The 20,953-nt window shown below is 40.4% G+C and carries 16 protein-coding genes; 7 read left to right on the top strand and 9 right to left on the bottom strand.

The window, feature by feature from the left end; genetic code table 11:
- Positions 1-9: 9 nt before the first annotated feature.
- A complete protein-coding gene (gene hprK / locus MHI35_RS15905) occupies positions 10-942 on the bottom strand; it encodes an HPr(Ser) kinase/phosphatase (RefSeq protein ID WP_003212943.1) in 933 nt (310 codons plus the stop codon).
- 177 nt (positions 943-1,119) lie between these two features.
- On the opposite strand from hprK, the gene nagA reads away from it, so the two are divergent.
- Genes nagA through MHI35_RS15920 form a run of 3 tightly spaced genes read left to right on the top strand, consistent with a single transcriptional unit; the run spans position 1,120 to position 3,785 of the window.
- Positions 1,120-2,310 (top strand): N-acetylglucosamine-6-phosphate deacetylase, encoded by a 1,191-nt coding sequence (gene nagA / locus MHI35_RS15910; protein WP_335349269.1) that lies wholly within the window; start codon positions 1,120-1,122, stop codon positions 2,308-2,310.
- Complete coding sequence (gene nagB / locus MHI35_RS15915) at positions 2,310-3,035, top strand: glucosamine-6-phosphate deaminase (protein ID WP_211063615.1); 726 nt, start codon at positions 2,310-2,312, stop codon at positions 3,033-3,035. The genes nagA and nagB overlap by 1 nt, the downstream gene beginning before the upstream one ends.
- A gap of 24 nt (positions 3,036-3,059) precedes the next feature.
- Positions 3,060-3,785, top strand: a complete 726-nt coding sequence (locus MHI35_RS15920) for a GntR family transcriptional regulator (protein ID WP_211063616.1) — start codon at positions 3,060-3,062, stop codon at positions 3,783-3,785.
- Between the two features lie 29 nt (positions 3,786-3,814).
- Here the strand turns inward: MHI35_RS15920 and MHI35_RS15925 are convergent, their stop codons facing one another.
- The 5 genes from MHI35_RS15925 to MHI35_RS15945 form a co-directional block, all read right to left on the bottom strand.
- Positions 3,815-7,672 carry a metallophosphoesterase gene (locus tag MHI35_RS15925; protein ID WP_335349268.1) on the bottom strand — a complete coding sequence of 1,286 codons (3,858 nt, stop codon included), beginning with the start codon at positions 7,670-7,672 and terminating at the stop codon, positions 3,815-3,817.
- Between the two features lie 94 nt (positions 7,673-7,766).
- Positions 7,767-8,153 carry a phage holin family protein gene (locus tag MHI35_RS15930; protein ID WP_088001106.1) on the bottom strand — a complete coding sequence of 129 codons (387 nt, stop codon included), beginning with the start codon at positions 8,151-8,153 and terminating at the stop codon, positions 7,767-7,769.
- Positions 8,154-8,348 (bottom strand): PspC domain-containing protein, encoded by a 195-nt coding sequence (locus tag MHI35_RS15935; protein WP_044139369.1) that lies wholly within the window; start codon positions 8,346-8,348, stop codon positions 8,154-8,156. It lies immediately after the preceding gene.
- Between the two features lie 6 nt (positions 8,349-8,354).
- Positions 8,355-9,446, bottom strand: coding sequence for a DUF4097 family beta strand repeat-containing protein (locus tag MHI35_RS15940; RefSeq protein ID WP_211063618.1), 1,092 nt, complete (start codon positions 9,444-9,446; stop codon positions 8,355-8,357).
- Positions 9,447-9,457: 11 nt separating this feature from the next.
- Positions 9,458-9,793, bottom strand: a complete 336-nt coding sequence (locus MHI35_RS15945) for a hypothetical protein (RefSeq protein ID WP_144493042.1) — start codon at positions 9,791-9,793, stop codon at positions 9,458-9,460.
- Positions 9,794-9,990: 197 nt separating this feature from the next.
- On the opposite strand from MHI35_RS15945, the gene MHI35_RS15950 reads away from it, so the two are divergent.
- Positions 9,991-10,221 (top strand): hypothetical protein, encoded by a 231-nt coding sequence (locus tag MHI35_RS15950; RefSeq protein WP_144521791.1) that lies wholly within the window; start codon positions 9,991-9,993, stop codon positions 10,219-10,221.
- A gap of 227 nt (positions 10,222-10,448) precedes the next feature.
- On the opposite strand, the gene uvrA is transcribed toward MHI35_RS15950, so the two are convergent.
- The 3 genes from uvrA to MHI35_RS15965 all read right to left on the bottom strand — a co-directional run bounded on the left by uvrA (position 10,449) and on the right by MHI35_RS15965 (position 15,860).
- Positions 10,449-13,325: an excinuclease ABC subunit UvrA gene (gene uvrA / locus MHI35_RS15955; protein WP_211063619.1), complete on the bottom strand. Its 2,877-nt coding sequence runs from the start codon at positions 13,323-13,325 to the stop codon at positions 10,449-10,451.
- 7 nt (positions 13,326-13,332) lie between these two features.
- Positions 13,333-15,318, bottom strand: coding sequence for an excinuclease ABC subunit UvrB (uvrB, locus tag MHI35_RS15960; RefSeq protein WP_335349267.1), 1,986 nt, complete (start codon positions 15,316-15,318; stop codon positions 13,333-13,335).
- A gap of 296 nt (positions 15,319-15,614) precedes the next feature.
- On the bottom strand, positions 15,615-15,860 hold the full coding sequence (locus MHI35_RS15965) for a CsbA family protein (RefSeq protein ID WP_012011392.1): 246 nt from the start codon (positions 15,858-15,860) through the stop codon (positions 15,615-15,617).
- 283 nt (positions 15,861-16,143) lie between these two features.
- Between MHI35_RS15965 and MHI35_RS15970 the strand changes: the two genes are divergently transcribed.
- From MHI35_RS15970 to MHI35_RS15980, 3 genes are all read left to right on the top strand, one after another.
- Positions 16,144-18,675 (top strand): PEP/pyruvate-binding domain-containing protein, encoded by a 2,532-nt coding sequence (locus MHI35_RS15970; RefSeq protein ID WP_335349266.1) that lies wholly within the window; start codon positions 16,144-16,146, stop codon positions 18,673-18,675.
- A gap of 90 nt (positions 18,676-18,765) precedes the next feature.
- Positions 18,766-19,338 carry a TetR/AcrR family transcriptional regulator gene (locus MHI35_RS15975; protein WP_335349265.1) on the top strand — a complete coding sequence of 191 codons (573 nt, stop codon included), beginning with the start codon at positions 18,766-18,768 and terminating at the stop codon, positions 19,336-19,338.
- Between the two features lie 40 nt (positions 19,339-19,378).
- On the top strand, positions 19,379-20,713 hold the full coding sequence (locus MHI35_RS15980; RefSeq protein ID WP_335349264.1) for an MFS transporter: 1,335 nt from the start codon (positions 19,379-19,381) through the stop codon (positions 20,711-20,713).
- Positions 20,714-20,953: the final 240 nt, after the last annotated feature.

Raw genomic sequence — 20,953 nt, forward strand, 5'->3', positions numbered from 1 at the left:
AGACAACTCCTATTCATCTTGGCCATTGTCTTCAATGACATCGGCTAGTTTACTTGTAAATTGTTCCGCTGCATTATGTCCCATGCGTTTTAATCTGAAATTCATCGCAGCCACTTCAATGATAACCGCTAAGTTTCGCCCAGGTCGGACAGGAATGGTCAGCTTCGGTACATCTGTATCGATGATTCGCATCTTCTCTTCTTCAAGTCCTAAACGATCGTACTGTTTGCCTTGTTCCCAAAGCTCAAGGTTCATCACAATCGTAATTCTCTTATAGCTTCTGACAGCCCCAGCTCCAAATAAGGTCATCACATTAATGATGCCTAATCCACGGATTTCTAAAAGATGTTCAATCAACTCTGGTGCGCTTCCAACTAACGTATCCTGATCCTCTTGACGGATTTCTACGCAATCATCTGCGACCAGCCTGTGTCCTCTTTTTACTAATTCTAAGGCTGTTTCACTTTTTCCTACTCCGCTTTTCCCAATTAACAATACACCTACACCATATACATCTACGAGCACGCCATGAATTGCGGTCGTTGGTGCAAGCTTACTTTCTAAAAAGTTGGTCAAACGACTCGAAAGTCTTGTCGTTTTTAGACTTGAACGTAACACAGGTACGCCATTTTCATTTGAAGCTTCAATTAACTCCTTCGGCACTTCACGATCTCGCGACAAAATAATTGCAGGGGTAATATCAGTACAAAGAGACATCATTCTCTGCTTTCGTTCGCGTTCTGGGAGCTGTTCAAAAAAAGAAAGCTCTGTTTTCCCTAAAAGTTGAACTCTTTCTTTTGGGTAATATGTAAAATAACCAGCCATTTCAATACCTGGTCTGGAAAGATCACTGATTGTAATGGGACGATTAATCCCTTCTTCCCCACTTACCAGTTCAAGATGAAATTGTTCCATTATGTCCTTCGTACGAACTTTCGGCACGCTTCTTCCTCCTTTTATCACAGGCGATTCAGAAATACAGCTCTATTTTATCACTTTCAATGATGATCCCAAAACAGTATTTTATCCTGTTCCTGTTTCCGTTATTTTACTGGTATAGACAACTATACTTAAAAAAGGTAAACTAAATCAAAGACAATGACTAAAGGGGGCACAATCATGAGCAGCTCTTTATTGCTCTCCAATATTCATATTGTGACAAAGACTGAAATGATTGCAAACGGTTTTGTCGGTTTACGCGACGGCAAGATTGACTATATTTCAACAACACCACCGACAGGAAATTATGAAAAAGTATATATTTCCCGGGAAAACTTTTATTTACTTCCCGGAATGATTGATATTCACATCCATGGTGGATATGGAGCAGATATGATGGATGCGACATCAGAAGCCATGAATACACTCGCTGATCACTTACCATCAGAAGGAACGACAAGTTTTTTAGCCACAACCATCACTCAAAACCATCAAGAGATAGAGCAAGCACTTAAAAATGTCGCCCAGTGGAAACCACATAATGAAGAACAAGCAGGCGTTCAGGCACAATGTTTAGGTATCCATCTTGAAGGTCCTTTTATTTCAAAAGATAAAACAGGGGCACAACCTGTTCAATGGATAAAGCAGCCTGATCTCCCTCTTTTTAAAAAATGGCTGGATGCTTCTGAACAGCTTATTAAAATTGTCACATTCGCGCCTGAGGAAGACCCTAATTTTGCTTTTCTTTCCTTGTTGCAAGAAAAAAACATTATTCCTTCTATTGGACATACGAATGCCCACCATGACATGATTGAATTAGCAGCGAAACATGGTGCACGCCATGTCACGCATCTTTATAATGCACTGAGTTCGTTTCAGCATCGTGAACCAAACGCTGTAGGAGCTGCTCTTACGAACAAGGATCTTCATACTGAGCTGATTACGGATGGGATACACTCTCATCCACTTGCCATCAAGCTTGCGTATTTGGCAAAAGGAAGTGATCGTTTAATGATGATTACCGACTCAATGCGCGCAAAAGGACTCGGGAATGGCATGTATGAGTTTGGGGGCCAAACAGTCACAGTCAGTGGCGAAAAAGCTTTACTGGCAGACGGTACACTAGCAGGATCGATTCTGCGCATGAAAGATGGCGTCAAACGAATGAAACTGATCACACATTGTGAATGGACAGAGATAGCAAAGATGACCTCAACTAATGCAGCCATTCAGCTAGGAATTGATCAGCAGCTTGGTTCGATTGAAGTTGGAAAACAAGCAGACCTTGTCATTTGGGATGAGTCTGGCGAACTAATGATGACGATCTGCCATGGACAAATCGTTTATGAGAAAAAGGAGGCTAACCACTAATGAACATCATTGAATTTGAAGATAAAGAGCAATTAGGAAAAGAAGCAGCAGCCCTGATCACGCGTACAATCGCTTCTAAACCAGATGCCGTACTCGGCCTGGCAACAGGGGGTACACCTCTTGATACATATCAAGAGTTAATTCACCTTTATCAATCACAACAATTGTCATTCAAACAAACAAAAACAGTCAATTTAGATGAATATGTAGGTCTTGATCCAAATCATGAAAATAGTTATATGACCTATATGAAACGTCATTTATTTGATCATATTGATCTTCCACAGGATCAGTATTTCCTTCCAAATGGCGCTTCACCTGATTTAGAAAAGGAATGCTTAAGATATGATCAGCTCATTCAAGATATAGGAGGCATCGACCTGCAGCTTCTTGGAATCGGTCAAAATGGACATATTGGTTTTAACGAGCCCGGTACCCCATTTAACTCAATGACTCATGTCGTGCAACTAGATGAAAATACGCGCCAGGCCAATGCAAGATACTTTTCTTCTATTGATAAAGTCCCTACACATGCCATCACCATGGGCATTGCGAGCATTCTTTCAAGTAAAAAGATTCTCCTTCTTGCATCAGGAAAATCAAAAGCGAAAGTGATACAATATTTAGAACAGACGGAGATACATCCAGACTTCCCAGCATCTGCTCTGAAACTTCATGAAGATGTGACGATTTTGATTGATCGAGAAGCTGGTTCACTACGCTAAAGCTAAACACGAGAGGATTTTCACATGTTTATTGATAAGCAGTCACCTATTCCGATGTACCATCAGATTATGGAGAGCCTGAAAAAACAGATTGAGGATGGAACATTATCACCTGATACACTCATTCCTTCTGAAAGAGAATATGCCGAACGCTTTGGTATAAGTCGAATGACTGTCAGACAAGCCTTATCGAACCTTGTGAACGAGGGATATTTGTATCGCCAAAAAGGAAAAGGCACCTTTGTGAGCCGGAAAAAATTTGAACAGCCGCTTCAAGGCTTAACAAGCTTTACAGAGGATATGCGTCAGCGTGGGCTTAAAGCTTCAAGCCAGCTGATTGATTTCAATAAAATCGTCTGTCCAGATCACTTGCTTCCTGTCTTACAACTGTCAAATGGCGATGCTATATTTGAACTCAAACGGATACGCCTCGCAAATGATGAACCGATGGCGATTGAAACAAGCTATATCCCTGAAGCATTTGCAGGAGATTTAACAAGGGAACATTTAACTGGCTCTATATATGAATATATAGAGACTCAAACAGGCCTTACAATTGCTCATGCAAAACAAGAGCTTGAAGCGAATGTAGCTTCAAATGAAGAAGCACAGGTGCTATCAATTTCAACAGGCGATCCCGTGCTCTCAATCGCAAGAACGACTTATTTTCAGAATGACATTCCCTTTGAATATGTCATTTCCGTTTATAGAGGAGATCGTTACAAGCTCATTCATACAATGGAAAGATAAACAGTGCCCTTATAAAAGGAGCACTGTTTTTATTTCCTAAGAAATGTTGCTTCACGATCACTCTTTGTATGAATTTTCCATATTGGTGAGATTGCTTTTCCTTGAAAACGATCTTTTGCGACAGTGTACCAATAATAGTCTTCATTTGGCTTTAAGCCTTTCCACTCAAAGCTTGCTTTTTTGCCGCTTTTTACACCGCGCGCCTCTCCTATCAAAACATTTGTGTACACATTGAGTTCAAAATAGTTGGTTTTGACAGATTTCATTTTTGGTGTCAAATCCACATCGATTGAAAATTCATCTTGATCTCCATACGTTTTAGGATCGTAGAAATGCTCTTGATTCATGTAAGGTGAGTATGTCGTAAAATGAAGCTGGTTTTTTTCTTGATCGGCTGTTATCAATCGCATAAACCCTTGTCCACCTTCAGGACCTGACTGATAATCAGCGAGTATCTGATATACTTTCCTATCTACTTTGCCATCCTTGTCATCATCAAGCTCATCTACTTTCCTGCTCGCTCCGTGATAGTGTCCGCTAAATACCGCCACTATATTGGGGTGGCGTTTCACTACCTGATGGAAGATGAGGTCACCAATTGGGCTGCGGTTGCCACTGACCAACAAATACTCATGGAAATTTAAAATGACAATACGGTCTGGATGCTCAGAAATTACACGGTTCAACCAATCAATTTCATCTTGCTTAATCCCCCAGCCCATGTATACCATCATATAATCATTGCCACCGGCAGAGATGAGATCATAATGACCGCGATTGTTTTGATAGGACTCACCATAGTACGGTTTATTAGCAAAGCGTTTCTCACCGAAATATTTCCCGTATTCCGCATAAAAACCGTCTTTATGTCGAACATCATGATTTCCTGCTAAAACACCATAAGGAATCTGATGCTCATCTAACACGCGCATAAACATATCGGCACGTTGCCATTGTTTATCTTTTGAATCATCCACAATATCGCCGGTATGAAACACATATTGAATGTTTAATTTTTCTCTCTGGTCTCTGATCCACTCGACCATTTGTTTAAAGATATGAGGATAGCTCTTTGCATAATATTGTGTGTCAGACATCCAAACCATCTTATATGGCTTTTGTGCTTTACTAATTTCATCCTGTACAAGTAAATCAAACGTATGATTCTTCATATACTGTCTGACTGACAGCAGTCCTTTCAGGTAAAATTCCTTTTGATCTTTAGCAAAATGATGAGTGATTTTATCCCACTTTTCTTGCTGATGATTCCATGCATACATGGTCACCTTTCTCCCTGACAATGAACTCCCTTTCCACATCGCCTCGACGACATCCTTTTCACGTACGTCTTGATCAACCTTGATTTGAAAACGATGATAGGGAAAACGATGTAAATCCTTTGTTTCAACTGACTTACCATCAGCAAATGCAATGCGATTTCGTTCTTGATTAGAAAAAATCATTTCTCCTTTTTCGTTAAAGCTCTTTGGCGGTTCTGTCTCCGCTGCATATTTCAAAATCTTCATTGATGGATGCAACGATGTATATTGATAAGCACGGTAAAAGGAATAATCCAACTTATCATTCGTTGGGTCCTTGGTGAGCACAGTTTGCTTTGACGATTTCATTTTCGTCTTATCTGCTATGCGTTCTGGTGGCTCAGGGTGTTCATGTACCGTCTTGAAATCTTTTTTCAACGTTGACATGTTTCCTGCGGCATCTTTTGCTTTAATTGTCAGCGTGTGCTCCCCCGGGTTTAATTCGCTAGAGGACGTCTGGTATGGCAAGGAAATTGGCTTGCCATCTACATATGCCTTCATCTCCTCTATGTCACTCCAACGATCCGTTACCTTTGCTTTTAACGTAAAGGCTCCTTTATATGGATCCTTGGTTTGGACGTTGGTTTTAATTTTCGGTCCCGTATTATCGACGTTCACTTTAACAGATGCATGCTCGTCTGAGGTTTTGGCCTCAATCAGGTGCGGCCCTTCTTTCAACCTTCTAGTATCCCACTTCATAAACGTTGAAACATAAGCTTCTTTTGGTATTTCAAATTGAAATGTTCTGACCTTTTTGGCGTTACCGCTGTCTCCCATTCTCCATTCTTTTTGCGGGTTTGCATTGATTGGAGGAATTTGAGTTCCATTCGATAGAATCATTCGGACATTTTTTAATTCAAAATCATCGTGATTCTCTCCAGGCAGCCGATCAACTGGAGAGGATTTTGTTCCTGCATGGAAGGAGATCGATTGTAGACCTGCCTTTTTCATTTCTGCTTCTGGTATTGGCATTGTATAGGTGCGATACACTTTTGTCGAATCATCAAAAATTGAAAGTAAGTGCTTACCTATGGACACACCATTTTTAAAATATAAATTTGTCCCTTTGACATCAAATGCAATATATGGATCTGCTTCAAGGGCAGAAAACACTTGCTGATTCCGCTTTCCATCTATCAATAATTCAATGCTTTTTTTCTGATCAGACGTTGCCTTTAGTGGAAATAACCCTGAAACTGTATCTCCTTCTTCTACATTGAATCGTAGGCCATGAGCTTTGCTAACTTGCTCCACATCAATCATTTTTTTCATCGTCATCGCTGTATTTTCACCGTCTGACGCTTCAAGCTGATATTCCAATTGTTCTTTACCAATCAACTCGGGTGAGTAAATAATATGATGAAATAACCGATCGTTATGATCTTTTTGAAGCAGTATTTCCTTGAAATCCTCTTTCCGATTTGTTCGGTAGCGAAGCTTGACGGTTTTGACGACCTGATCATCCTGTACATCTGCTTTAATCTCTATGCTTTCAGTTGGTTTCACTGGTTTCCTCACTGTCATATCTTCAATCACAGGTTTATGGATATCTTGAGACATTTCTTTTTTCTCAGATGGAATTTGTGCTTTTAGCACTTTTCCAGGCGTAGGCTCTTCTTCAATTTTCGAGATTAGCTTCATTTGAGAAGTACCGTCCATTGGATATTTGAAGAGCAAAGATTTATGTTCACTAAACCATGAAGGCTTCAAGCGAAATGCTGCTGAAGAAATTTCCTCCCCTATATTCGTTGTAATGGAAACAAGACGAGATTTAGAGTTGGAAAGCCCTTTGCTTTCGATGACAGATACATGTTCTCCCTCTTTTAATTGACTTTTGTACATGGCATTGAAGTCCGCTACCGTTAAATGCTCCTGACCTTTTTTCCTCAGCCAGAAAACATACGGTTTTCCAGGTGAAAGAATGACTGGATTTGTGTGAAAGGAATACACATCATCCATGTCAATTCCTTGTGCAGGATTGCGGTAGCGAAGCTGATAATGTTTAAGAGAGATAGGCTCGTGTGTTGTGTTATATACCTCAATAAATTCAAATGCATCTTTGCCTTTGCGATTTTTTGAATTGACAACAATTTCTGTGATGACTAAGTCGGGAATACGCGAGAGATCCTCTTCAAATCCATTTAAGTGGACAGATTGTTCTGCTGTTTTGATCACGGACTTTTGCGTAAGAAACTCTGTATAGTAACGAACCGTTGAATTCCATAATTGATCTGGCGGAATTTTCGCTGTAAATTCTGGCTTCATACCTGGCAGCCGTTCCATTGGGATCAAACGGTACCCTAACTCATCACTTTGTTTATAATACAAGATTGCAGACAAAATTTGTTCCGGATCCGTAATAGATGCACGAAACTGAAGATCACGGCTTTTTTCCCCTAAAACTGGACGGACATCCACATGAAAGGGATCGAAGATAAAAGGAGAAAAAGGCTTGTCCGGTATATTGACTTGTGTTTGAATAAAAGGCCCTGCTGATGCAGGCTGATTGAAACAAAAAAGAATGATAAAAAAACATAAAAGCATGATTTGTCTGCTCACGTTCACCATCGTGCACCGCCTCCCTTCGGATATTGTGTCTCCTGAAGGAAGTTTTTATGTCTGATGATACGGAGAAACAATACAAAAAGGGTCAAAAAAACCGTTAGCTTTTTTTCGCTAACGGCTCTACAATTCCTTTTTGTATCAACAGATGGAAAATGGATAAGATGACAGCCATCCAAATGGCCGTTCCAAACCCATCAATGTTAAAACTATCGCCCATAAAGCTTGATGTCATCATGAGTGTGATGGCATTAATCACAAACAAGAACAATCCTAGTGTAAGGACGGTTACTGGAAGCGTTAAAATGATCAAAAACGGCTTCACTAAAATATTGAGCAAAGATAAAATGATACTTGCCACAATGGCTGCGCCAAACCCTTCAACATATACACTCCCAAGCCCTGGCAGAATGCCCGAATCAAAATATCCAGCAATGACGATTAAAAGTAATGCATTGACTAAAATACTGACGATCCATCTAAGCATTTAGTTAGTGCCTTCTTCCGGAACAACAAAATACCAGATGAAGTAGACTAAGAAAATTGGCATAAATGCTGTCATAAATCCGATGATGACCGTTAAAATGCGAAGCAGAGATGCATCGACACTTAAGTATTCGGCAAGCCCACCAACAACACCCGCTATTTTTTTATCTGTTGCTGAACGATAAAGCTTCTTCATGTAGAATCACTCCTTGTCTGATTGGTGCTTTACTTGTATTGAACCTGTTTTTGTTTCTGCAAAAATGGATATACTGTTCACTGCCTGTTGGTTGGCTTTGATCATTTTTTCTTTTTGTAATGTCTCATTTTTCTCTTTAATCATCTCTGCATCAAGCAAATCGTGAGAAATAGACCCAAGATTGCTTTTTAGCTCAGCGGTCACTGCACACGCACGCGGGATCTGGACGTCCACACTGCCTGTTGTCGTTTTCGCATAAATGGAACGGCACTTCTCATCCGACAGCTGAACAGCAATGTTTCCGTTAAAGCTTTGGGCATCAATTGACTCACTTTTCCCGCGCAGGTCAATCAGCCCATTAATGGTTTCTACTTCAATCATACCACACTCGTGATCCGCCAGTTTAATTTGTCCGTTTGCTGTTTCAATTCCAACCTTTTCCGCCTGTAATGAGGCAAAAGAGACGACACCATTGGTGGTTTTCGCAGCAAGTTCTTTTGTCTTTAGCTTTTCCCCTCGAATCGGACCATTAAACAGTTTCACCTTGATTTTATCGTATTGGATACGCGGTACATATAAAGTGACATTGACTTTCATCGTCTTCTTTTCGGTCCGGATAAAAAATTTATCTCCTTCAAGGCCGCAGTCCAATTGATTGAGAAATTGCTGTCTTGCCTGTTCTCCGTCTTCTGCTCGATAGATTTTTGCATGGCATTCTGCTCGAATATCGCTATCGCCCCAAGGCATCACATTGAGACTGCCGTTCGCCAATTGAATATCTAAATGAGAGAGTGAGGCGTCTTTGAACTGGAAAATGTGCTCAACGTCGACCGACTGTCCAAAATTCAAATCAAGATCTACGTCTTTCACCTTTTTCACCGCAGAGTCTAACCAGCCAAACAGCTTTGCACCAAGATTTTCGGTACCATTTCCTTTGCTCTCAGTGCCGGCTTTTTCTTCATGAAAGGTGTGATCAGCGGTTGACTTTTCTAATGAAACAGACGGACTTTCCTCTAGTTTTTCAAGTAGCGTAATCGCTTCTTTTGCCGATAATGTCCCGTCTTCTACTAATTTTAAAATGCGTTCTTTTTCATTCATACAAAGCCCTCCTACGATTTGATGGATTGAAGTACTTTAATACCTTGAATGATATTCCAAATGACAGAGATCAAAAAGCCAATAGCGACTAAAAAGGACAAGATGAGCATCATGATTACTGGCATGAGTGAGTCACTTGCCTGTGTCGACAATAAAAATGGGATAGACCCAAAAACCAGCAACACGCACGCTGCGACTGGCAAAACATGTGACCACAATGCCCGCAAGGCGTGCCGTTTCGGTTCCTTTTGGTCCACTACAAAATATGCCACGATCGGTACAATAAATGGCATAAAAAATACACTAAAATAACAAATTGATGCAATGATCGACTGATCTCTATTCATATATATTCGCTCCTTCATGATGAAAATTCCTTTCTAACTCATACGTTTATTGCGTAGCAAAAGTTTCAAAATCATTCGATTTACATATGACCTTAGACACAAATTACATCTTTTTGCACCTAAGTGTAGATTCTTCACGGATTACCCTTTAAAATATGTTGAAAAGATGGTGATTATCATTATAGGGGGTAATTATTTTGACAGATCATCATAATACTAACCAGACGGCTCAAGCGCTTTTAGACCTTATACAGAAACAAAAAAGCATGAACAGCGATATGATCAGGGAGCTTGAGACCATTCATCCGTCTCATCCTAAATATGGTGATATTCGTTATTTAAAGGTACTGCTCGACAGCAGCAGCACGCATATTTTAAAGGATTTAACGCAACTCAGTCATTTAATGCCAAAGGAAGATGCGCAATAAAAGAAAACCCCTCTTAATGAGGGGTTTCAGATTGTTGACAAAGGGCTAAAATGAACTTGATTTTAGCCCTTTGTCTTCTTTTCAGCGTGATAGAAAACCTTTGAAGTCTAGAAAGGACGAGTACCGGAGTGGAGCGAATTAAACATTCGTGAGCACCGGAACGCAGTCCTGACAAAGAATGCGAGGGTTTGTCTACACGCTGAAACCCCTCTTAACGAGGGGTTTTTTTATGATGAAGTCACACTTTCTGTTTCTTTGACCAACTGTTTCATCCGTTTACGGTCACGCTCTAAAATAGGCTTTAAGTATCGACCAGTGTAAGAAGCTTTTTCTTTTGCAATCTGCTCAGGAGTTCCAGAGGCAATGATCGTTCCGCCGCCTGCACCGCCCTCTGGTCCGAGGTCAACGAGGTAATCAGCTGCCTTGATAATATCAAGGTTATGCTCAATCACTAGTACCGTATCTCCGTTTTCGACCAAACGCTGAAGCACTTTTAATAAGCGGGCAATATCATCCACATGCAGACCTGTTGTTGGCTCGTCTAAAATATAAAGAGACCTTCCGTTTGAACGACGATGAAGCTCAGATGCCAATTTCACACGCTGCGCCTCTCCTCCAGACAATGTCGTCGCAGGCTGTCCAAGTGTAATGTACCCTAGTCCAACATCAAAAATCGTTTGAAGCTTCCGCTTAATTTTCGGAATGTTTTCGAAAAATTGGAGTGCGTCCTCTACAGTCATTTCAAGCACATCAGCAATGTTTTTCCCTTTATATGTGACCTCAAGCGTCTCGCGGTTATACCGTTTCCCGTGGCACACCTCACAAGGCACATACACATCAGGTAAAAAGTGCATTTCGATTTTAATGATACCATCTCCGCGACATGCCTCACAGCGGCCACCTTTAACGTTAAAGCTGAATCTCCCTTTTTTATACCCTCGTACCTTGGCTTCATTGGTTTGTGCAAACACATCTCGCACATCATCAAATACACCTGTATACGTGGCAGGGTTGGATCTTGGCGTACGACCGATTGGAGATTGATCAATATCAATCACCTTATCTAAATGGTCCATTCCTTTGATTTCTTTATGGTGTCCTGGCTTCGCCTTCGCTCTGTGCAGTTTTTGCGCAAGTGATTTTAATAGAATTTCATTCACAAGCGTACTTTTCCCTGAACCAGAGACCCCAGTCACAGCTGTAAAGACACCTAGGGGGAACTTCGCATTAACATTTTTCAGGTTGTTTTCTTTTGCACCTTTGATCTCAATATAGCGACCGTCAGGCTTTCTTCTTTCGATCGGTAGTGGGATAAATTTCTCTCCAGATAAATATTGTCCTGTCAAAGATTTCTTATCCTTCATGACTTCTTCCGGTGTCCCAGCTGAAATCACTTCTCCTCCATGAACTCCTGCTCCAGGTCCAATATCAATCAAATAATCAGCGGCTAGCATCGTATCCTCATCATGCTCGACGACAATGAGGGTATTCCCGATGTCACGCATGTTTTTCAATGTCCCGATCAATCGGTCATTATCACGCTGATGCAGACCAATAGATGGTTCATCTAATATATAAAGAACACCTGTCAGCCTTGAACCGATTTGAGTTGCTAAACGAATCCGCTGCGCCTCTCCTCCAGATAGTGTGCCAGCCGAGCGGCTCAATGTGAGGTAATCTAATCCCACATTATTTAAGAAAGACAAGCGCTCTTTGATTTCACGTAAAATGAGCTGGGCAATCTGCAAATCTTTCTCAGACAACTCGATTTGACCATATAAATCAAGGGCATCAGAAACAGACAAATCAGTGATTTCTCCAATATGTTTGCCATTGATCAGAACCGCAAGCGTCTCTTTTTTCAGACGATATCCTTTACATGTCGGACATGGCTGGTTCGCCATATATTTCTCCATTTGCTCACGAATATAATCTGAGCTGGTTTCCTTATAGCGGCGTTCAATGTTACGTAGAACACCTTCAAATTCAATTTCATTTTCACGTACCTGACCAAAATCATTTTCATATTTGAAATAAATCCGTTCAGAGCCGCTGCCATATAAAATTTTATCGAATAAATGCGACGGTATATCTTTCACAGGAATGTCCATATCGATACCATAATGTGTACATACTGCCTCAAGGAGCTGAGGATAGTATTGTGAGCTCTGCGGCTCCCACGGGGCAATCGCATGCTGTCTTAACGTCAAATCCTTATTAGGTATGACAAGCTCAGGGTCAACTTCTAGTTTAGAGCCAAGCCCATCACAGCTCGGACAGGCACCAAAAGGACTATTAAATGAAAACATTCTCGGCTCAAGCTCACCAATAGAGAATCCGCAGTGCGGACAAGCATGATGTTCACTGAATAACAGCTCTTCTTGTCCAATCACATCAATCATCACACGGCCTTCACCTAGTCGCAGCGCCGTTTCAAGGGAGTCAGACAGCCGAGCTGCAACGCCTTCCTTCACCACGATTCGGTCAATCACAACTTCAATGGAATGCTTCTTGTTCTTTTCAAGCTCGATCTCTTCTGACAGATCTTCCATCTCTCCGTCGACTCTTACTCGTACATAGCCTTGTTTTCGAATTTGATCAAGTACTTTAACATGTGTCCCTTTTCGGCCAGATACGACCGGCGCAAGCACTTGCAATTTCGTTCTTTCTGGATATTCTAAAATACGATCCGTCATCTGCTCAATCGTTTGGGACGTAATTTCAATCCCATGTATCGGACAAATCGGTTTCCCAACTCGAGCATACAAGAGACGTAAATAATCATAGATTTCAGTAACGGTTCCAACTGTTGATCTAGGGTTCCGGCTCGTCGTCTTCTGATCAATACTAATCGCCGGAGAAAGACCTTCAATGGCATCTACATCCGGTTTATCCATTTGACCGAGAAATTGGCGCGCATACGCTGAAAGAGATTCAACGTACCTGCGCTGCCCCTCTGCATAAATGGTATCAAAGGCAAGAGACGATTTTCCTGAACCAGATAAACCTGTGATGACCACTAACTGGTCACGTGGGATATTCACATCAATATTTTTAAGGTTGTGGGCTCTAGCACCTTTCACCTCTATTCGTTCCATAGCCATCAGGCAATCATCCTTCCGCTTTTAGCTCTAGCAATAGATCTCTTAATTCTGCTGCTTTTTCAAAATCAAGCGCTTTTGCTGCATCTTTCATTTCCATCTCGACCTTTTCGATCACTTTTTCTCGTTCTTTTTTGCTCATTTTTGACAGCTTTGGTGCTGCATTTGTTTCATATTCTTCCGATTCTTCATGTATCTTTGTTGCTTTAATGGCATCTCTAATTTTCTTATGGATGGTTTGCGGTGTAATTCCATATTTTTCATTATATGCCTCTTGCTGCTCTCGTCTTCGCTTCGTTTCTTGAATCGCAATATCCATTGATTTGGTCATTTTATCTGCATACATAATGACCCGGCCTTCTGAATTTCTCGCTGCCCGGCCAATCGTTTGGATAAGGGATCTTTCAGAGCGTAAAAAGCCTTCTTTATCTGCATCTAAAATCGTCACGAGCGACACCTCTGGAATATCTAGTCCTTCACGAAGAAGGTTGATTCCCACAAGCACATCATATTTTCCGAGACGTAAATCGCGAATAATCTCAATCCGCTCAAGGGTCTTAATTTCTGAATGCAGATAATTGACCTTGATTCCAATCTCTTTCAAATAATCTGTCAGATCCTCAGACATTTTCTTCGTCAGCGTCGTCACGAGCACACGCTCATTTTTCTCAATCCGCGCATGAATTTCTCCAATTAAGTCATCAATTTGACCTTCAATTGGACGCACTTCAATAATTGGATCAAGTAAACCTGTTGGACGAATAATTTGTTCCACAACCTCTGGGGTTTTCTCAAGCTCATAAGGACCCGGAGTGGCAGATACATGCACAATATGGTTGATATGCTTTTCAAACTCATCAAAGGTGAGCGGTCTGTTATCAAGTGCTGAAGGCAGACGGAATCCGTGATCAACCAACACTTGCTTTCTTGCTTGGTCCCCGTTGTACATCGCGCGGATTTGCGGGATCGTCACATGTGACTCATCGACAACAATCATAAAATCATCTGGGAAATAATCAAGCAATGTATAAGGGGTTGAACCAGGAGGACGCAAGGTCAGATGTCTTGAGTAATTCTCGATTCCTGAACAAAAGCCCATTTCTCTCATCATCTCAAGGTCATATCTTGTCCGCTGCTCAAGGCGCTGTGCTTCTAGCAATTTTCCATTATCTCGAAGCTTTTCGAGCTGCTCCTCGAGCTCTTGTTCAATATTAATAATCGCTTTTTCCATTTTTTCTTCTCTAGTGACGAAGTGAGATGCTGGGAAAATGGCCACATGTTCACGATCACCGAGTATTTCTCCAGTCAGTGCATCCACTTCACGAATACGTTCAATTTCATCACCGAAAAACTCCACTCTGATACAATGCTCATCACGTGAAGCAGGAAAAATTTCAACGACGTCTCCTCGTACTCGGAAGGTTCCGCGCTGAAAATCTATATCATTACGAGAATACTGAATGTCCACCAGCTTACGAAGAAGCTGATTGCGTTCAATCTCCATTTCAGTACGTAAAGACAGCACAAGCTCTCGGTATTCCTCTGGCGAACCTAAGCCATAAATACAGGAGACACTGGCAATGATGATGACATCTCTTCGCTCAAATAACGAGGACGTAGCGGAGTGTCTCAGCTTATCAATCTCATCATTGATGCTGGCATCCTTTTCAATAAATGTATCCGTCTGAGGGACATACGCCTCTGGTTGGTAATAATCATAGTAACTCACAAAATATTCGACAGCATTATTCGGAAAGAATTCCTTGAACTCGCTGTATAGCTGACCGGCAAGTGTCTTATTATGCGCAATGACAAGTGTCGGTTTGTTCACTTCTTTAATCAGGTTGGATACAGTAAAGGTCTTTCCCGTACCTGTAGCACCTAACAGCGTTTGATGCTGTTTCCCCTGATGGATCCCCTCAACAAGCTTTTCAATTGCCTTCGGCTGATCTCCTTGGGGCTGATAGTTAGAAACTAATTCAAAGCGGTCACTCACATCAAAGCCTCCGTTTCGTTACGAAATCTATCTAATGAATATATTATCATAAAAGAACACAAAAATACGAACTAAAGTTCGGCTCTTACTTGATTTTTATTTCCAATACAGTCATACCCTCTCTTCAATACCAAATAACCCTCTTGCGAAAACCTTCCTTTCAGTATGGAACATTTTGGTGAGAGATATGCGATGAGCAGAAAAAGAGAACAAAAAGAAAGCTGCACTCACTAAAGTTCGTAAGCACAGCTTAAAAAAACGTCACCTTTCGGCCTCACACGCTCTTGATAATGACATCAATGATGTTTTTCAGCCTTTTCTCTCTTTTCAATTTCTTTTTTAGCCATATATAATGCCCCGGCTACTAAAGAAATAATATCTAATCCCACAATAAAGTAGGTTTCTGTATAGCCTTTCATGTAAGAGGCAAATAAAAGCGCTGCTGTTAACGCAATGCCCACATAATGATTATAAGTAACCTTTGAAAATAAAATAACGAGCAGGAAAGGAAAAACAAGTGCAAATATGGCTTTTGTAATCACAAAAACCCTCCCTCTTCATGATCTACTCCCTTGATTATAGTAAAGTTTGGCATATTGAACAATTCACAGTTTTCAATTTCATCTATTTTCTTTCGGTTCGGAGACTTTTGTTTTAGATATAGAAGGAAATTAGTGAGAATGTCCCCTTTGTAAAGATAGGTCTTTCCGTCTTTGACAGTAACATCCAATAAATCCTATGATTAAAATGATAGTGCGCACTATCATTTTAGAAACGATAGAGAGACAGACAAACCATTGGCTATTTGGATAAGGGGGCATTCCCATGTATTCAGTTTTATTTCATGCGGCTGAAGAATCCGCAGCACTCGCAGGGGCAAAAGGCCTGAATTTAATCAAACTAAACAATCACGGCCTACCAGTCCCAGATGGATTTATTATCAAAACCAACAGCTTTTCAAGCTTTCTTTCATATCACAACATGCATCCAACTGAACATAACCTTGCTGACAAAATCAAAGGAGCATCGTTTCCTTCACAAATGGAAGCAGAACTCCTTTCGTCCTTTCAATCATTACGGAAAACTTATCCCTCAGTTGCAGTCAGGTCCTCTTCTGTTGCTGAAGATCTCAAAGGCGCCTCGTTTGCAGGGCAGTACGAGACCTATTTAAATATCAAAACAGATGAAGAATTCTTACAGGCTGTCAAAGAATGTTGGTCTTCTTACTTTGGAGTGAGAGTAACAGAGTATAAGGAAGAGATGGATGAAAACGAGGAAGAGATGCCGCTCATGGCTGTTGTCGTTCAAGGATTGATCCATTCTGATGTCTCCGGTGTCATCTTTAGTGAGAATCCCATAACAGGAAAAACAAATGAAATGATGCTGACAGCAAGCTACGGACTAGGAGAAGCAATCGTTTCCGGGCTTGTGACACCAGACACATTTGTTATAGACAAAGAGACACTTTCTATTGAAAAATCACTTGGAACGAAAGAGCTGCAAATTATTCCTTATCAAGAAGGTGTCATTGAACAAGCAGTGACGGAGGAAATGGCTGGTCAGTTTTGCCTGAATGATGACCAACTAGTAGAAATCACGCACATCACCAAACAAGTAGAAGCACTTTATGGTCATAGCGTCGATATCGAATTTGGGATAGCAAATGGCACATTTTATTTACTTCAAGCCAGACCGATTACCGCAGCTCTCTCAAAAGCAGCAGATGAAACAGTAGGGGCTTCTTTTCAAATGCAGCCAGACGAGCTGCAGGATTTCTGGATCTCAATGGACGATCATATGCCGGGTCCAACAAGTCCTCTCTTTTCAAGTCTGATCATCCCAGCATTAAAAAGTGGTATGAAGAAAAATGGTGAAAAATATCAAGTGCCTGATCTGAATATTAAGGATATCAAGCTTTATAGAGGACATCTGTATTCATCACCGTCCCTGCCTGAAGCAAGTGTAGAAGTTGCACCAGTTTTTGATGAGAGCATTTTTGAGTTATTTCCGCATTTAAGTGAACGTATGTATGAGATTTTAGAGAAAAATTTCTTTCCTTTTTACGAAAAGCTCGATCTCAAAATGAAGGAACCGATGACCATTGAAGAAGCCATCATCGGCTTCGAAGAATTAAAAGATTTTTATATACAAGCATATGATGATCATTTTGATATCGTCATACCTCAAGTCATTTTATCAGCTATGATTGAAGATATGCTTGTGACGTATACTGGTGATCAATCACAAGTGATCCTACTGCATGAGATGATGATAGGCGTGATGAACAAATCTCTTGAAACAGATAAGAAACTATCTGATTTTGCAAAGAGTGTCTCTCAAGATAAAGAGCTTCACCAAGCATTTATAAACAATAAAAAAAATTCAGAGCTGCTTGATGCACTCACTCAATCGGAAAAAGGCAGACACTTCATTTCGACATTAGAGGAATTTCTTCAAGTTTATGGCTGGCGATCTGTGAAAAGTCATGACCTTACGGAAGAGACGTGGGTGGAAAACCCTGAGTTTATACTAGATATCATTAGAAACAACATTCAACACCAAAGTGATTTTGATGAAGAATTTGCACAAGCCGTCATCAAAAGACAAGAGACATATGAACATTTTATGAGCCAAGTGAAGGATGAAACGTTTAAAACGAAATTTGAGACACTTTACCAATTTGCTCTACAGGCTGCTAATATCCGTGATGATCATCACTTTTACATTGATGCCATGTTAGATGCTAAAGCCAGGGTATATCTATTAAAGATTGGTGAACTTCTTGTACAAAAAGGAACGCTTCCTCATCAAGAAGACCTATGGTACCTCTACGATGAGGAGGTACACACAGCACTCACAACGTCTACATCATTTGATACGGTCATCGCACAAAGAAAAATTGACATGAAAGAGAATGAAGCCATCCAACCACCAGCTTATATGGGTACCCCAACTGAAGCTGAATTGCAGCAAGTAGAAAGAATGCTCGGTTCATTAAGAGAAAATGAGAACAACACAAGCGATATGATCTATGGAATTGGCGCATCTAGCGGTATTGTTTCTGGAAGAGTAAAAGTCATTACATGTGCTGAGGAATTCTCACAATTTCAAAAGGGTGATATTTTAGTTTGCAAAACAACCACACCTTTATGGACGAGCTTATTTAGAGTTGCAAAAGCAGTCATAACCGATGCTGGAGGCATTTTGTCTCATTCAGCTATTATCGCAAGAGAGTATATGATGCCAGCTGTCCTAGGAACCCGAATAGCAACTGAAACACTTCAATCCGGTGACCTTGTGACAGTAGATGGAAGCAATGGACGCATTCAGATATTAAAACAGCATGCACGTGTCTAACTTTATCGTTTTGGATCATATTGGCGTTCATAGGTTTTATCGGTATACTTACTTTGTTGCAAACACATTCATAACCTGAGGTGAGTATGCTTGTTAAAATCTACAAATCAACGAATCATTCGCGCAACAATGGATTTATTGACTGAAAAGGGCTATCAAAAAACCACAACCAAAGAAATAGCCACAAAAGCGAATGTCAGTGAAGCAACTATTTTCCGCAACTTTAAAAACAAACGCGGCGTTATTGCTGCTATTATGAAAATGAAATCAACGCCGACAAAAACCTTAGAAGCAGAATTAAAAGGGGATTTATACACCGATTTAATGTTTCTCGGTTCCTATATCCTTGAACATTTAACTTCAAAAAAAGAATTTATTTATATCAGCATGCGAGAACCGGCTATGTTTAAAGATCTGACTAGTCATGAAAAAATTTATCCTCAAGAACTAAGGGAAATGCTGATACAATACTTCAAAAAGATGAGCGCTCAGCATCATGTCTTAAAAAGTAAAGAAGACATTTATGCAGACATTTTCATTAGTACGTATTTCGGTTTTTTTATTCAGCAGCTTGAGCAAGACTTCCAGCTCGTATTAACACAAAAAGATGATTTTATTGAGACATACACACACATTTTCATGAGAGGAATTTCTCCCGCTTAAAGGGTGGAATTCTTCTTTTTTACAAAAGGTGGTATACACATTGAAATTGCAAAAAGAGAGTTTGATCATCTATTCTTTATTACTTGGAGCTATACTAGTCCCAATTAACTCAACGATGATCGCAGTCGCCTTATCATCCATATCAACTTATTATGATCAATCCATTTCAAACATTACTTGGGTTGTCACGATTTATCTTATTGTCATGGCGGTCACCCAGCCTATCGCTGGTAAGTTAGGAGATATATACGGACACAGACGCATGTATTTAACCGGAGTGACACTCTTTTTAATCGGCTCGATTGGCTGTGCTTTAGCACCTAATCTAGCATATCTCATCATCTTTCGCTCCATTCAAGCAGCAGGTGGAGCTATTTTAACACCGAATAGCATTGCTTTGATTCGTGCAACAGTCTCACCAGAAAAGCTATCTAAAACAATGGGTTACTTTGGGTTTGGTGCAGGTATTGGTGCTGCACTTGGGCCTTTTATTGGATCAATTCTCATTCAAAGTTTTGATTGGCATTCCATATTCTTAGTGAATATCCCATTCCTATTTCTTACACTAGTCACCGGTGTTTTACTTATTCCAAAGATAAAACATACACGTATACACACAAGAGTAGATATAATCGGTTCTTTGTATTTAACCATTGGAATTGCCACAGTCATTCTTTGCTCAAAAAGCCAGCTACTAAATGAATATTTCATTTATGGCATTCTCGCATTGATTGTCATTCCTTTATTTTTTAGACATGTACGGAAAGTAAAGAATCCGATCATCGATTTGTCCCTATTTAAAAACAGTTCATTTACAAATGCGAATCTGTCGATCATGCTAAGTAATTTTGTGATGTATGCCATCCTTCTCATAATGCCATTGTTTATGGAACAGCAACTTGCCCTTTCTCCTACACAATGCGGTATGATTCTATCCGTATTTTCTCTTTGTATGTCTCTTAGCGGTTTATTAGGCGCAAGACTCCATCCAAAAAAAGGCGCGAAAAAAATGATTCGCTTTTCATTTCTCTGCCTTACTTTATCAGGCATCCTGTTAATTACACTGAATCAGTATCCAACCTTACCACTGCTTATCGTGACACTAGTCGCAAGTGGAATTTCATCAGGAATTGGTATGACCAGTATGCAGATGGCATCTTTAACAGCTGTTGATCAAAGCTTATCTGGTTCGGCATCTGGTATTTTCTCTACCTTTCGATATTTTGGCAGTATCATTTCGTCGACATTGATTGGTATCATGAGTGGTTTCCAATCTTTATTTATTGTATTAATGGGCGCAGGAATCCTTGGCTTCCTTTTATCCCAACGCGTCAAAACGAAATCTATCCCCCCATCATCTGGGCATTCTGCCTAATGACTCCCTGCGCTCTATGTCGATTTAGAGCAGGGAGTTTTCATTATTTTTCTCACTGTAAGCTATAATTGGCAAAGGAATCAAATATTGAAAATCCTTTTTTAAAGATGAAAAAAAGCCATATGACTAGATAAACAAGAAACTTCAAATCGAATTATCCTCATTTATCCACCGACATTCTGTTTTTCATCTCTTTCAGCATTGATAACTTCGATTTTTTTTCACAATTTTTGTGGTATG

The sequence above is a fragment of the Bacillus sp. FSL K6-3459 genome, from assembly GCF_038003305.1.
In the GTDB taxonomy this organism is placed as follows: Bacteria; Bacillota; Bacilli; order Bacillales; family Bacillaceae; genus Bacillus; species Bacillus pumilus_O.

What these genes read in the sequence shown, in the direction of transcription:
- MHI35_RS15925 (WP_335349268.1), bottom strand. Translation starts at nt 7,672, where the DNA reads ATGGTGAACGTGAGCAGACAAATCATGCTTTTATGTTTTTTTATCATT.
- MHI35_RS15920 (WP_211063616.1), top strand. Translation starts at nt 3,060, where the DNA reads ATGTTTATTGATAAGCAGTCACCTATTCCGATGTACCATCAGATTATG.
- MHI35_RS15935 (WP_044139369.1), bottom strand. Translation starts at nt 8,348, where the DNA reads ATGAAGAAGCTTTATCGTTCAGCAACAGATAAAAAAATAGCGGGTGTT.
- nagB (WP_211063615.1), top strand. Translation starts at nt 2,310, where the DNA reads ATGAACATCATTGAATTTGAAGATAAAGAGCAATTAGGAAAAGAAGCA.
- MHI35_RS15930 (WP_088001106.1), bottom strand. Translation starts at nt 8,153, where the DNA reads ATGCTTAGATGGATCGTCAGTATTTTAGTCAATGCATTACTTTTAATC.
- MHI35_RS15940 (WP_211063618.1), bottom strand. Translation starts at nt 9,446, where the DNA reads ATGAATGAAAAAGAACGCATTTTAAAATTAGTAGAAGACGGGACATTA.
- MHI35_RS15970 (WP_335349266.1), top strand. Translation starts at nt 16,144, where the DNA reads ATGTATTCAGTTTTATTTCATGCGGCTGAAGAATCCGCAGCACTCGCA.
- MHI35_RS15945 (WP_144493042.1), bottom strand. Translation starts at nt 9,793, where the DNA reads ATGAATAGAGATCAGTCGATCATTGCATCAATTTGTTATTTTAGTGTA.
- uvrA (WP_211063619.1), bottom strand. Translation starts at nt 13,325, where the DNA reads ATGGCTATGGAACGAATAGAGGTGAAAGGTGCTAGAGCCCACAACCTT.
- nagA (WP_335349269.1), top strand. Translation starts at nt 1,120, where the DNA reads ATGAGCAGCTCTTTATTGCTCTCCAATATTCATATTGTGACAAAGACT.